This is a genomic window from Pedobacter suwonensis (assembly GCF_900111825.1).
Lineage (GTDB): Bacteria > Bacteroidota > Bacteroidia > Sphingobacteriales > Sphingobacteriaceae > Pedobacter > Pedobacter suwonensis.
Window position 1 is genome coordinate 166,874 of sequence record NZ_FOJM01000015.1, and the last position, 14,096, is coordinate 180,969.

At 38.5% G+C, this 14,096-nt stretch carries 15 protein-coding genes; 10 read left to right on the forward strand and 5 right to left on the reverse strand.

What is annotated here, in order from left to right:
* Positions 1-403 precede the first annotated feature (403 nt).
* The 9 genes from BM107_RS18910 to BM107_RS18950 all read left to right on the forward strand — a co-directional run bounded on the left by BM107_RS18910 (position 404) and on the right by BM107_RS18950 (position 8,421).
* Positions 404-1,393, forward strand: a complete 990-nt coding sequence (locus tag BM107_RS18910) for an aspartate-semialdehyde dehydrogenase (RefSeq protein WP_090986189.1) — start codon at positions 404-406, stop codon at positions 1,391-1,393.
* A gap of 56 nt (positions 1,394-1,449) precedes the next feature.
* Complete coding sequence (locus BM107_RS18915; protein ID WP_090986191.1) at positions 1,450-2,052, forward strand: CDP-alcohol phosphatidyltransferase family protein; 603 nt, start codon at positions 1,450-1,452, stop codon at positions 2,050-2,052.
* Between the two features lie 112 nt (positions 2,053-2,164).
* Positions 2,165-3,574, forward strand: a complete 1,410-nt coding sequence (gene dacB / locus BM107_RS18920; RefSeq protein WP_090986193.1) for a D-alanyl-D-alanine carboxypeptidase/D-alanyl-D-alanine endopeptidase — start codon at positions 2,165-2,167, stop codon at positions 3,572-3,574.
* Positions 3,575-3,589: 15 nt separating this feature from the next.
* Complete coding sequence (locus BM107_RS18925) at positions 3,590-3,949, forward strand: hypothetical protein (RefSeq protein ID WP_090986195.1); 360 nt, start codon at positions 3,590-3,592, stop codon at positions 3,947-3,949.
* A 31-nt stretch (positions 3,950-3,980) separates the two neighbouring features.
* The gene (locus tag BM107_RS18930) at positions 3,981-4,490 is read left to right on the forward strand and encodes a GNAT family N-acetyltransferase (RefSeq protein WP_090986197.1); all 510 of its coding nucleotides are present in this window, start codon (positions 3,981-3,983) and stop codon (positions 4,488-4,490) included.
* Positions 4,491-4,561: 71 nt separating this feature from the next.
* Entirely contained in the window at positions 4,562-5,410 is an 849-nt protein-coding gene (locus tag BM107_RS18935) for a DUF2911 domain-containing protein (protein ID WP_090986200.1), read from the forward strand.
* Between the two features lie 469 nt (positions 5,411-5,879).
* Positions 5,880-7,175 carry a phosphopyruvate hydratase gene (gene eno, locus BM107_RS18940; RefSeq protein WP_090986243.1) on the forward strand — a complete coding sequence of 432 codons (1,296 nt, stop codon included), beginning with the start codon at positions 5,880-5,882 and terminating at the stop codon, positions 7,173-7,175.
* 226 nt (positions 7,176-7,401) lie between these two features.
* A complete protein-coding gene (locus tag BM107_RS18945) occupies positions 7,402-7,701 on the forward strand; it encodes an FtsB family cell division protein (RefSeq protein ID WP_029286805.1) in 300 nt (99 codons plus the stop codon).
* A 105-nt stretch (positions 7,702-7,806) separates the two neighbouring features.
* The gene (locus BM107_RS18950) at positions 7,807-8,421 is read left to right on the forward strand and encodes a trimeric intracellular cation channel family protein (RefSeq protein ID WP_090986202.1); all 615 of its coding nucleotides are present in this window, start codon (positions 7,807-7,809) and stop codon (positions 8,419-8,421) included.
* Positions 8,422-8,670: 249 nt separating this feature from the next.
* Here the strand turns inward: BM107_RS18950 and BM107_RS18955 are convergent, their stop codons facing one another.
* The 3 genes from BM107_RS18955 to BM107_RS18965 form a co-directional block, all read right to left on the reverse strand.
* A complete protein-coding gene (locus BM107_RS18955; protein WP_090986204.1) occupies positions 8,671-9,219 on the reverse strand; it encodes an REP-associated tyrosine transposase in 549 nt (182 codons plus the stop codon).
* Positions 9,220-9,402: 183 nt separating this feature from the next.
* On the reverse strand, positions 9,403-9,594 hold the full coding sequence (locus BM107_RS18960; RefSeq protein WP_090986207.1) for a hypothetical protein: 192 nt from the start codon (positions 9,592-9,594) through the stop codon (positions 9,403-9,405).
* Between the two features lie 98 nt (positions 9,595-9,692).
* Complete coding sequence (locus tag BM107_RS18965) at positions 9,693-11,777, reverse strand: hypothetical protein (RefSeq protein ID WP_090986209.1); 2,085 nt, start codon at positions 11,775-11,777, stop codon at positions 9,693-9,695.
* Between the two features lie 252 nt (positions 11,778-12,029).
* Between BM107_RS18965 and BM107_RS18970 the strand changes: the two genes are divergently transcribed.
* Positions 12,030-12,761, forward strand: coding sequence for a L,D-transpeptidase family protein (locus BM107_RS18970; protein ID WP_090986212.1), 732 nt, complete (start codon positions 12,030-12,032; stop codon positions 12,759-12,761).
* Positions 12,762-12,841: 80 nt separating this feature from the next.
* On the opposite strand, the gene fabG is transcribed toward BM107_RS18970, so the two are convergent.
* Both fabG and BM107_RS18980 read right to left on the reverse strand, forming a co-directional pair.
* A complete protein-coding gene (gene fabG / locus BM107_RS18975) occupies positions 12,842-13,585 on the reverse strand; it encodes a 3-oxoacyl-[acyl-carrier-protein] reductase (RefSeq protein ID WP_090986216.1) in 744 nt (247 codons plus the stop codon).
* Between the two features lie 45 nt (positions 13,586-13,630).
* The gene (locus BM107_RS18980; protein ID WP_244278860.1) at positions 13,631-13,930 is read right to left on the reverse strand and encodes a GIY-YIG nuclease family protein; all 300 of its coding nucleotides are present in this window, start codon (positions 13,928-13,930) and stop codon (positions 13,631-13,633) included.
* Positions 13,931-14,096: the final 166 nt, after the last annotated feature.

A 14,096-nucleotide genomic window follows, 5' to 3' on the forward strand; every position in this document is an offset into this window, starting at 1 on the left:
ATTCTTCTTAATGGCAATCGCTATAAATCCCATTGTCTGTAAAATTTATTTAATAACACATTTTAGTGGATTGAAAACTCCGACGAATAGTCATTCCCCACTCGATTGGGAACAACATAGTGTTTATGAATGCCCATGACTAAAAAAACACGCATGAATAATCTAAGCGCCTTACGTATTAAGATTGCAAAATGAGTGGCATCCGATTGCTATCGGATGACGACCCTTCCACCGAGCATTGCTAAATAGAATTAGCGATTTAGCCATTAACCATATTTTCTATGGAAAACCAAAAATTTTAAACATAAAAAGCAAATTTAATTATCAAGAATAGGGATATCAGCTTAATTTTTAGCATATTTGAACTCATATCAAATAATTAATAATATTAAAAAAAATTAAAATGAAAGTAGCAGTAGTGGGTGCCACCGGGTTGGTTGGCACTGTCATGTTAAAAGTATTGGAGGAAAGAAATTTCCCTTTAACAGAGTTAATTCCCGTAGCATCAGAAAAGAGTGTTGGTAAGGAAATTACTTTTAAGGGTAAGAAGTTCCCAATTGTTAGCATGGATACTGCCATCAGCATGAAACCAGATATCGCTTTGTTTTCAGCGGGCGGAAATACTTCATTGGAACATGCACCGCGTTTTAAAGAAGCCGGAACAACGGTTATCGATAATTCTTCGGCATGGAGAATGGATCCCGCAATTAAGTTAATTGTACCGGAAGTTAATGCACATGAACTGTCTATTGATAACAAAATCATTGCCAATCCTAACTGTTCTACCATTCAGATGGTTGTGGTTTTAAAACCTTTGCACGATAAATACAAAATCAAACGTGTAATCGTTTCTACCTACCAATCGGTTACAGGCACAGGGGTTAAAGCGGTTGATCAGTTGATGAACGAACGCAAAGGCATTGATGGTCCAAAAGCTTATCCATACGAAATCGACTTAAATGTGCTTCCGCATATTGATGTTTTCACTGATAACGGATACACCAAAGAAGAAATGAAAATGGTGAAGGAAACGAACAAAATCATGAGCGATAATAACATAAAAGTTACCGCTACCACAGTTCGGATCCCGGTTATGGGTGGTCACTCAGAATCGGTTAATATCGAGTTCGAAAATGATTTCGATTTAGCCGAAGTACGTAGTATTTTAGAAAAAGCGCCAGGCGTAATTGTTGTGGATGATGTGGCTAACCTCAAATACCCAATGCCAAAAGATGCACATGAAAAAGATGAAGTTTTTGTAGGCCGTATCCGTAGAGATGAATCGGCACCGAAAGCATTAAACCTTTGGATTGTTGCAGATAACTTACGTAAGGGTGCAGCAACCAATGCTGTACAGATTGCAGAATACCTGGTTCAAAAAGAATTGGTTTAATTCATAAATTAAGTAAAAGCCTCGATTTATCGGGGCTTTTTTGTGCGCATTCCATCATGAAACATATTCCAATCTTTTTAATTTATTCCAGGTTACTTATCGGTTTTGGAATTATTCTGTTAAGCGTTTTCCATGTTAGCCATTATTCTTTTTTAGCCGTTACTTTATTATCTGTTGGTTTGTTAACCGACGTGTTTGACGGGATTATCGCCCGTAAGCTCAATATCTCATCTGAAAAACTGAGGCGCCTGGATTCTGGCATAGACCAGGTATTTTTTATTTCTGTAGCAATTGCCACCTACATCCAATGCCCTGATTTTTTTAAAACCAATCTTATAAAACTGATCGTACTGGGTACTTTTGAGGCCTCTACCTATGTACTATGTTATATCAAGTTTAAAAAGGAAATTGCTACCCACTCTATCGGTGCTAAAATCTGGACACTTACTATATTCGCCACCCTCGTTGAGATTATGTTGCATTGCGAATCAGTCGTGCTTTTTGAAATTTGTTTCTGGCTCGGCCTGGCTACAAGGTCAGAAATACTCGCTATTATACTCGCCCTCAAAAAATGGACAAACGATGTACCATCGATTTATCATGCCGTAAAACTCAGACAGGGAAAAGAGATTAAACGGAATAAGCTGTTTAATGGCTAAGTTCTGAGTTAGTATAATTTAGCGTTCGTAATTACTAAATTATATATAAAAAAGAGATCATAATCATCAAATTATATATAATTTAGTGATTTCCACTTCCACTACACCACAAATGAAATTTTTCACACTCCTTTTCATCGTCCTGTCTTTCTTCTTTACCCAGAGCTTTGCCCAAAACAGAATCCAAGATATAGAAAAAGCTTTTAATAATCTATTAAATGATGAACAGGCCAGGCATGCGATGGTTTCGCTATGCGTTTTGGATGCCAATACGGGCAAAACCTTATATGCTAAAAATGAACAGATAGGTTTGGCTACCGCTTCAACCTTAAAAACCATCACCGCAGCTACTGCATTTAGCATCTTAGGAAAAGATTTCCAATACCAGACTAATTTGGCTTACACCGGTACGGTTACCAACGATGGAACCTTAAAGGGCAACATAATGATAATCGGTAGTGGAGACCCCACTTTGGGTTCATGGCGTTATCAAAACAAAGAAAAAACTGTTTTAACGCAATGGGTTGCTGCCATAAAGGCGGCCGGAATTAAAAAAATTGATGGTGCTATAATTGGTGATGACCGTATCTTTGGCACACAAACCACACCTGAAGGTTGGGTATGGCAGGATATAGGCAATTATTATGGCGCAGGAACATCTGGCTTAGCCTGGCGGGAAAATCAGTTTGATATTCACCTTAGGCCTGGTAGCAGCACAGCTGACGAGGTAAAAATTGTAAAAACAGTTCCGGCTACTCCATACATTCAGATTATAAACGAGCTGAAAACCGGTGCGTCTGGTACCGGCGACAGAAGTTATGCCTTTCTCCCACCCTATGGCGATGTGGCTTACCTACGCGGGAGCTGGGGAATGGGGATTGCTAAAACAGGCATTTCGGTTGCTTTGCCCGATCCTGCGTTTGATTGCGCTTACCGCTTAGAGGATACATTGAAAAGACTGGGAATTTCTACCAGCCAGCAAGCCACCACCGCTAGGTTGATGACCCTGAATAATCAGGTTATTCCTCTTGTTACACAGAAAATAAACACCATCAGTTCGCCAAGTTTAAGCGACATTACCTATTGGTTTTTAAAGAAAAGTATTAATTTATATGGCGAATCACTTTTGAAAACCATTGCAATAAAATCAGGCAAAGAAGCTATAACAAGCAAGGGTGCAGAAACTGAGATTAATTTTTGGGCAAGTAAGGGAATCGATAAAACGGCACTTAACATTATTGATGGCAGCGGACTTTCTCCGGGCGATAGGGTCACGACCTCTGCCATGGCCAATATACTTTTCCAGATCCAAAAAGAAAACTGGTTCGCTGATTATTATAAAGCCCTACCAGAATACAATGGCATGAAAATTAAAAGCGGAACCATTAACGATGTTTCGGCATTTGCAGGTTACCACACTGATGCAGCAGGCAACAAATACGTGGTCGTGATCAATATTAATAATTACAGCGGAAACAGTATCAACAAAAAGTTGTTTAAGGTGTTAGATGAACTAAAATAACCCCTGTTTACTATTATGACTTTTTTTGTAAAAAACCTGCAAACGGTTGACGGATTGATTTCAAACCTGTACAGGGATATTTCTGTTGAGGAAATGACTAGAAAAATTACCGGGCTTTTTGAATTACAAGGCTACAAGGTAATAGATCAACAATTCGGAAATTTAATTTTAGAAAAAGGCAGCCGCATAAAAAGACTATTATTGGGTGCATTTACAACCTACTACAAATTCAGCGTAACCATTATGCCAGGAGCAGAAAATGAACTGACAGTAAATGTTTTTCAGCAATCAAGCGGCATGTCTGGCGGTTTAATTGGCATGAACCAGATTAAAACGGAATTACAGCGTTTAAATTTTATTTTTGCCAACATTTAGCTTTACATTCGGCAGATCATAATCTAAACCAATGCAATTAATTTTACGCCCTTACCAAAAAAGTGATATTGAAAATTTGGTTAAACATGCCAATAACTTCAACATTTCTAAATACCTGACCAATAAATTTCCTTTTCCTTACGAAAAAAAAGATGGTGAAGCTTTTATTCAATTGGCTTCGAGTCACGATCCCTTACAGATCAAAGCCATTGTGTTGAACGATGAAGTAATTGGCTCTATAGGCGTGCATCAACTGGCAGACATTTACAGCAAAAGTGCAGAAATGGGATATTGGATTGGGGAAGAACATTGGGGTAAAGGCATCGTTGCGCTTGCGATAAAAGAAATGCTACAATATGGTTTCAAAACATTTGAGATCGACAGAATTTTCGCGAAGACTACCCATACCAACCTGGCTTCACAAAGGGTCTTACAGAAATCTGGTTTTATTTTTGAAGCCGAATTAAAGGGGACCATTTTTAAAAATGGTGAATATTTTGATGAACTGATTTTTGGTTTCAGAAAAAACCAGCTGATTTAGAGTTGATATTAAACTTTTGTTAAAGCCAGCGCTTATTGCGTAAATTCGCAATAAGCAAAAACAACAAAATAATGAAATTATCGATCAAATCATTAATGCTATCTGTTGCACTTTTAGGTGCTGCACATTTCGCCGGTGCCCAGGATGCAAAATTCCCTCAGCCAAGTAGTGGCCAAACCTTAATCCAGGATTTTGGATTGGGAAAAATAACTTTAACCTATTCCCGTCCGAATGTAAAAGGCCGCAAAATTTTTGGTGGTATAGAACCGATGGGTGTGGTATGGCGTAACGGAGCAAACGCTGCTACGCGGGTTAAATTTACCGATGACGTTAAAGTTGAAGGTAAAGATTTACCAGCAGGCGAATATAGCTTGTTCAGTATTCCTGGTAAAAATGAGTGGACCGTTATTTTCAATAAGACTGCCGATCAGTGGGGTGCATACGATTATAAGGAAAGTGACGACATACTTCGAGTAAAAGTAAAAACGATAGCCCTAAAGGATAAAGTTGAAACTTTAACCATGCAGTTCTCCTCTGTCAGCGAAACTTCTGCAACTTTAAACATGATGTGGGAAAATAGCGCGTATGCTGTTAATATCACCACTTCTATTGATGAAAAAGTAATGGCCAATATTGCCGAAGCCATGAAAGGTGAAAAGAAACCCTATTTTGCAGCAGCACAATACTATTTTCAGCATGGAAAAGATTTAAAACAGGCTTTGGAATGGGTGACTGAAGCAGAAAAATCAGATCCAAAGGCTCCTTGGTTTAAACTTTGGAAAGGCCGTATTCAGTTAAAAATGGGCGATAAAGCTGCTGCTGCAATTACAGCGCAACAAGGCATTGACGCCGCTAAAGCCCAAAAGATTGATGAATATGTACGCCTGAATTCGGAACTTTTGGCTGAGGCTAAAAAATAAAGAAACTCTATTCGGTCGGTGAGACACCGACCGATAAATATTACCATTCCAATGCCTCCTGATCTTACAGCTATAGCATCGGGGATGACGGCATCTTCAGCACGGGCATTGTTTCCTATAATTTACCGAACCTAAGTAATTTAAACCCGATTGAAATGAAAAGCCCGCAATCCCGATTTTTCATCGGGAGAGGACTTGTAATGAAAAGCGGGGCCAACCCAACCGAAGTAATACTGCAATTGCTTTTCAAACCAACATCAGTAATCAATACCTGTTAAGCTGCAACCTACATCGGTTTCGCCGCTAATATAAACTTAAAATTAACCATCTGTTAACTCAGTCAACTATCGTAACATTAACCCTCAAAACGCTTTATTTATTTAAAAATTATACTAACTTTGATGTTGGGCTTAGTAATTGTACTTTGTACACTAAGCAGGTTAAAAAATCAACAAAAATTAAAATAAAAATGAGCATAATCGTTAATGTCCATGCGAGACAAATCCTCGATTCAAGAGGAAATCCAACAGTAGAAGTAGAAGTTGCAACAGAAGCAGGTGCATTTGGCCGTGCTGCAGTACCAAGTGGTGCATCTACCGGACAATATGAAGCTGTTGAATTACGTGATGGAGATAAATCTACATATTTAGGAAAAGGCGTTTTAAAAGCAGTAGAAAATGTAAACACCAAAATTGCTGATGCATTAAGGGGTATTGATGTTTTTGAACAAAACGCAATTGACAAACTTATGTTAGACCTTGATGGTACCGAGAACAAAGGTAACTTAGGCGCTAATGCTATTTTAGGTGTTTCTTTAGCGGTTGCAAAAGCTGCTGCCGACGAAATTGGCCAGCCATTATACCGTTATATTGGCGGTGTTAATGCAAACACTTTACCTATCCCGATGATGAACATCATCAATGGTGGTTCTCACTCTGATGCTCCTATTGCATTCCAGGAGTTTATGATCATGCCAGTAGGTGCACCTTCTTTCTCTGAGGCGTTACGTTGGGGAACTGAAGTTTTCCATAGTTTGAAAAAAATCCTTCACGATAGAGGTTTATCTACTGCGGTAGGTGATGAAGGCGGTTTCGCCCCAACTTTTGATGGTACTGAAGATGCAATTGAAACGGTATTAAAAGCTATTGAAACTGCTGGTTACCAACCAGGTTCACAAATCTGTTTAGCGCTAGATTGTGCATCATCTGAGTTCTACAAAGATGGTAAATACGATTATACCAAATTTGAAGGCGATAAAGGTGCTATACGTTCAAGCGAAGAACAGGCACAATATTTAGCTGATCTTTCTGCCAAATATCCAATTATCTCTATCGAGGATGGTATGGATGAAAACGATTGGGCTGGTTGGAAAACTTTAACTGAAAAAGTTGGCGACCGCGTTCAATTGGTAGGTGACGATTTGTTTGTAACCAACGTAACCCGTTTACAACGTGGTATCGATGAAGATACGGCAAACTCTATCCTGGTAAAAGTAAATCAGATCGGTTCATTAACTGAAACGATTAATGCGGTTACTTTAGCACAAAACAGTGGTTATACTTCGGTAATGAGTCACCGTTCTGGTGAAACTGAAGATGTTACCATCGCTGATTTAGCTGTTGCATTAAACTGCGGACAGATTAAAACCGGTTCGGCTTCACGTTCGGACAGGATTGCAAAATACAATCAATTGTTACGTATTGAAGAAGAATTGGGCGAAAACGCACGTTTCATCGGTTCGAAATTCAAATACGCGAAAAAATAACCCTTATGGTTAGTGTCATTCTGAGCTTGTCGAAGAACTTTTCGATAGGTGTTTAGATGGGCTCAATATGACATTCCAATTTGGTGTTAACAAGTTAAAAAACTTATTTGCGAAACATCCGGAGATTTTAAATCTTCGGATGTTTTTATTTTAATACTATATTTGCTCAGCAAACCTTACAGGTTTTAAAAACCTGTAAGGTTTAATAACGGTTTTCGAGAAAAATATGAAACGTTTAATAGATCTTTTCCGCAATAAATATTTCCTTGCAACGGTCGCTTTTGCGATGTGGATGCTATTTTTCGACAAAAATGACATGATGTCGCAATATGAATACCGCAGTCAGGCGAATAAACTGCAGGAAGAAAAAGAATATTTCGAGAAAGAAACCGCCCAGGTTAAAAAGGATTTAAACGAACTGAACACCAACTTAAATACTGCCGAGAAATTTGCACGCGAAAAATATTTTATGAAGAAAGATAATGAAGATGTTTTCGTGATTATCAGGGAGGAGAAGAAAGATTAGTTTTCAGTTGGCAGTGTGCAGTATTCAGTTGGCAGTATTTAGTTTAAGGTTCAACTGTTAAACAACTTGCCGATCAATTAACCGATTAAACCGTTAAACATTCGAATGCTCCATATCCTCTACATTATAGCCATAACTGCCGAGGCCATGACTGCTGCATTATCTGCCGGTAGGCGCGATATGGATTGGGTTGGCGTTTGTATTATTGCCTGGGTTACGGCTCTGGGTGGCGGAACGGTTAGAAATGTATTATTTGGACATTACCCCATGAGTTGGGTAGAACATCCCGAGTATTTAGTGATTACCGCGGCGGCGGCCTTATTTGCTGCTTTTATTGCGTCGATCATGACCAGGCTCAAAAAACTTTTTCTTTATCTGGATGCTTTGGGTTTGGTGGTGTTTACCATTATCGGGTGCCAGGTAGCGCAACAGATTCATTTACCTTATTTGATTGTACTTTTTAGCGGAATGATCACCGGTTGTGCAGGTGGCGTACTCCGCGATGTGCTCTGCAATGAAGTGCCTTTTCTTTTCCGCAAAGAGATTTATGCCAGTGCCGCAATTGTTACCGGCTCTGTTTACATCGGGATCGAACATTTTCATGGATCCGAAATGCTTGCAACTGTTTTTGCTGCCATAGTAGGTTTAACATTGAGACTGCTTTCTATCCGTTTCGAATGGCATATGCCTAAGTTTGTTTACCGGGACGAATGGCACTAACTCAGTTTGGAGTTTTTAGTTCGGAGTTCCGAGCCTCCAAACTCACCCCTCCTAACGCCAAACTTAAAGTTTTTTGTAGTGCCAGATGTTACCATCTGGCACTATCAAAGGTAAAACACCTTCAATTATTTACAAAAAAATATCTATCAGTCAGATGGTAACATCTGACTGCACATCAACCTAAAACTACCAACCAAAGATCTCTAGTTTTCGTGGTGTCAGATGTTACCATCTGACACAAGTTCCACTTCAATTAAAAATATTCCTGTAATCAGTTAGCTTAATAATATCGTATTCGTTACCAAGATAAAATGCTGCACTGCTATAATTATAATCTTCAGGATACTCACTTAAACCCCAGTGAGCTTGCAAGGGGTTTTGATGAATATATTCCAGTTTAACTTCTAGAAGCTCTCTATTACCGATCCAAACATCATCAAATCTATCATTCCAAACCTTAAATATTTGCTTCTCATTTTCAATCCTGATCCGATTCAGTAAAAGACTTTCATTGATTTCAAGGTATTTCCTTATTTCAAATGCACAAAACTTTTTCAAATCACGCATGGCATCAGATAATTTATTTTCTTCGTTGAAGTAAAGCAGAATATGAAAGTGATTGGGCATAATTACATACCCAAGGATTGAAATATTGTATTTAACCGCCACGAAGTTCATGCTATTCGCAATAATTAGTTTACAAAAATCACTTTCGAGCAGCTTTATGTGCTTATAGCAACTTGTGGTAACAAAAAAGCATTTTTTCTCTAAAAATAAATTTCTGTTTCTTAACCCCATAACTATTGCACTTTATGTGTCGGGATGTCAACACCCCGCACTTTTCAGATTAATCAAATACCATCAGTTATTACCAACATAATCGCCCTGTCAGATGTTACCATCTGACAGCACATATAAGTCAGTTGGGAGTTTTCAGTTCGGCGTTCTGAGTCTCCAAACTCACAACACCCAACTCCAAATTTAGAGTCCCCCGTTTCTTTTCCTTAAAAACCACTCGGTTCCGAGCAAGATCATGATTAAACCAAACAGCCACTTCATATTAATCAACTCATCATACTTACGGTCTTCATAGCTGATGGTTTTGATGTTCTCATTTTTCAGGATTTCATCAGCTATTTTAAGCAGGTTTTTGGTGGTGTCAGATGTTACCATCTGGCACTATCAAACTTAAAACACCTTCAATTAATTACAAAAAAAAACTATCAGTCAGATGGTAACATCTGACTGCACACCAACCCGCAACGCCAAACTTAAAGTTCCCCGTTTCTTTTCCTTAAAAACCACTCGGTTCCGAGCAAGATCATAATTAAACCAAACAGCCACTTCATATTAATCAGTTCATCGTACTTACGTTCGTCATAGCTGATGGTTTTGATGTTCTCATTTTTCAGTATTTCATCAGCTATTTTAAGCAGGTTTTCGGGCATAAACAATTTACCGTTGCTTTGTTTAGACATGGTATTTAAAAGCTGGTGGTTCGCTGTCGTTTGCTGGTATTCAGCAATTAAAGCGTTTACATGAAAACTTCCGGTAGCCGTGTATTTATTTCCGCCGAGTGCTGTATTGGCCACATACGAATAATTACCAGCCGGCATGGTACCTGCATCCAATTGATAAGCCGTTTCCGTTTTGGAGAAAGTATAATTGAACAGCTTTCCTGCTTCATTTTTAACCTGCAGATTTACCTCGGGCTCATTAACCGCCTGGTAGCTGTCGTTATAAAGTGTTGCATTAAACTGGATGCTTTCATTTTCATCATAAGCGGCTTTAGCAGTAAAAACCTTAAACCTGCGTTTATCATCTTTAACAGAAAGGTATTGAACAGTTTTTGAAATCAGATCATTTAAAACGGATTTTGGCGCCTCGTTTTCAGCTTCAGCAAGTTTCCATCGCCATAACCCCTCCGCCATTAAATAACCGGTTTTTAAGCCGTTTTCGTTTGCAAAAAACAGCAATGGGTTCTGCGTACTCACTTTACCAATGCGTTGGTTAAAAACTGGTGTAACCCCTGAATTTGCGGTTAACCTGCCAAAAGGACTCAGTAAAGGATCGAAAGATGAAACCTGCTTTTTATCCTCATCCGTCAGGTTGAAACTGGTAAAACCATTGGCAAAATCGGCATATACTTCCTGAACAGAACCATTGGCGGAGCTCAAATTAACTTGATTTTGGATCTGATTAAAAGCATTTACATTGCTCTGCGCCCCTACAATGTACCAGACCGGTTTCTTTAATGCGGTGAATTTATTTAAAAAGAATGAAGAGATATTCTGCACATCGGGCAACTGATACAAAACAATTAAATCAAATTTAGATGGATCTGTTGCATTTAAATCATCTGCAAGGGTAAGTTTAACTTCGTAGTGTTTATTGAGCGAAATAGCCTCCTTTAAAACGCCCAGATCGGGGTGAGGTGAAGCAGCAGCAAGCAATACTTTCTGCCTGCCGTCAATAACCTCTACATAAAAGGTCTGAACGTTATTTTGCGTGGTAATTTCATTTTCTAAAGCGCCTAATTGTACGGTGTACTTCTGCACACCAATTTTGCCTGCATGGAGCTTTACCGGAATGGTTTTAACAAACGAAGCGGCATTAATCAAGATGTTCTGTTGCGCTATCTTTGCACCGTTTTCGCTAATGGTTAATGATGTAGTTTCACCGTTGCTTTGAAAAGCCTGTACCTGTACTTCGACCGTAAAATCATCATCCAGGTATACAATGTTATTGTAATTTACATTCGAGATCAATGCATCGCGCCTGGGAATACTATCACCCAGCGCAATGGTGTAAATTGGGGCATTGATCTGATTAACGCTGTATAATGGGTTGCCGCCATGGTTAAAAATCCCATCAGTGGCCAAAACAACTGCCCCGACATTGCGGTTGGTATATTCATCTCTGATTTTCTGAAAAAATGCAGAAGCATCGGTTAATTTCCCCTGGTTTTTAAAGTCGAAGCCATCAGCAACCTGATCGCCAAAATGAAGCACTTTTACTTCGTATTTGCCTGCGAGTTTATCCCTTAACCTTTCAAGGTTTTGTTCGTATCGTTTTTGATCGAAACCTGCTGCTTTAACCTGACCAACTGATAGTGAATTATCCTGTCCAATGATGATTACAGGCTTATCTAAAGTATAATTTAAGGTTTTAATGAGTGGTGCAAACAGGAACCATGAAATTGTAGTAACAACCACAATCCTCAACGCAGCCAAACCATATTGAAGTTTTTTATCCAGATTTTTATTACCGCGATAAAGCAACCAGGCATAGAGTATGCCTAATGCCAGGCAACCCAGAAAAGACAAAATAGAAGCCCCTGAAAAAAAACCATTCATAATTCATAAAGATGGTAATTTTAGGTAAATTTTCAAGGTTGTTAATCATAAAGAATTATGCTAAAGCTAAAACACCATTCGTTTAACCACCGAGTACACTGAGTTTTGCACTGAGGATCATGGAGTATCTAAACCTTTTTAAGCACCGAACTCTGTGTGCTTCGCGTCTTTTCTCTGTGACCTTTGTGGTAAAAAAAGAGAACGCTATACGCTCTGTGGTTAATTACCTATCTTTAAAACCAAATCGATCTTATGAAATTAATCTTTTTAACGCTACTGCTTCTAAGCTTTATGGTCAATGCCCAAAATAATTTCAAAGCCACTCAAATCAAATTTGAAAGAGTAGAAAAAGCTTACAGGGATAAGTGGGAAACATTAAGAAAATTTATCCTGGCTGAAGGTTTTGGTGATCAATTTTCGATGGTAATCAATGCTTATAAAAGTGAAGGTAAACTGGAAGTTTGGTTAAAGGCTAATACCGATAAAAACTACAAATTATTCCGCACTTATGATTTTTGTGCACATTCGGGTACACTGGGGCCGAAAGTAATGGAAGGAGACGGACAAACACCTGAAGGATTTTATTACATCAATGTTTTCAACCCGATGAGCAAATTTCATTTATCAATGGGTATAAATTATCCGAATACGATAGATGATGTTCGAACTGGAAAAAACCGAAAACCGGGAAGTGATATTTACATCCATGGCGATTGTGTTACGGTTGGTTGCATTCCGCTAACGGACGAAAAAATTAAAGAAGTGTATATTCTAGGCGTTGAGGCAAGCAATGCTGGTCAGGAAAAGATTCCGGTAAACATTTATCCCTTCAAAATGACCAATGGAAACTTAAAAAAGTATTCAAAGCAATTTCCTGATCAGGCCAGTTTCTGGAAATCGTTACAACCTGGCTATTTAGCTTTTGAGAAGAATAAAAATCAAGCCGATGTAAGTGAAGTGAAGGGGAAATATGTTGTGAAGTAACAAAAAAAGTCAAGTTTTTAAAAAACTTGACTTTTTTATCGCTTGTTGAACTAAACCTTCCGCCTTAAACCTTACACCTCTTAGAGCATTCCACCGCAAACCGATAAGGTTTGTCCGGTTACGTAAGCACTCATATCTGAAGCCAGGAACACGCAAACATTTGCAATATCTTCGGTTTCGCCGGCACGTTTTAACGGAATATCTTTTTCCCAACCTTCAACTACTTTAGGATCTAAAACATCTGTCATTTCGGTACGGATGAAGCCTGGCGCAACCACGTTAGCACGGATATTTCTCGATCCCATTTCTTTAGCTACCGATTTGGTAAAACCGATAATACCAGCTTTAGAAGCGGCATAATTAGCCTGACCAGCATTACCTGAAACACCAACTACCGAACTCATGTTAATGAAAACACCTTTACGGGCTTTCATCATCACTTTAGAAGCTGCCTTGGTTACGTTAAAGATCGATTTTAAGTTGACATTGATTACATCATCCCAGTTTTCCTCGCTCATTCTCATTAATAAACCATCTTTGGTAATACCGGCATTATTTACTACAATATCAATGGCTCCAAATTCTGCCACGATATCACTGATCAATTGCTCAGCTTCATCAAATTTGGAAGCATCAGAACGATAACCTTTAACTTTGGTACCAAAGCTTTGTAATTCTTGCTCCAAAGCTTCGCCTTTTTCTACTGATGATAAATAGGTGAATGCTACATTAGCACCTTGCTCTGCAAATTTCTCCGCTATTTTACGACCGATTCCTTTTGATGCGCCGGTAATTAATGCTGTTTTTCCTTCTAGTAATTTCATTTAGTATTATTGTTTGTCAGTCTGAGCCTGTCGAAGACCCATCTGTTATTTATTTTTATAGTTTGATAATCTTATAATTTCATTCCAATTTTCTTCGAATAAAGCTTCTTTTTTCTTTCTACTCCACCCTTTCACCTGTTTTTCAAAATCTATAGCATCTTCAATCCGATCAAATCTGTGGTAATACTTTAAGATTACCGGTCTTCTGGTAAAAGTATAAGCTAGATCATTTTCTCCATCATTATGCTGAATAAGTCTGGTTTCCAAATCATTTGTAACACCTACATAATAACTTTTATCCGCACACTCCAAAATGTAGACAAAATAATTATGTATCCTAATCATTAGCAATCTTTAGAAGCATAAAGTTAATAAAAATATTCCTTGCTGATGTTCTCAAGTTGAGCTTACCGAAAGTCCTTCGACAGGCTACCATTGACGTTATTTTGTAATTACCTATTAATGAGCAGAATGCGGCATCATGCATTTCCGTATAGCTAGGCCATAGCAC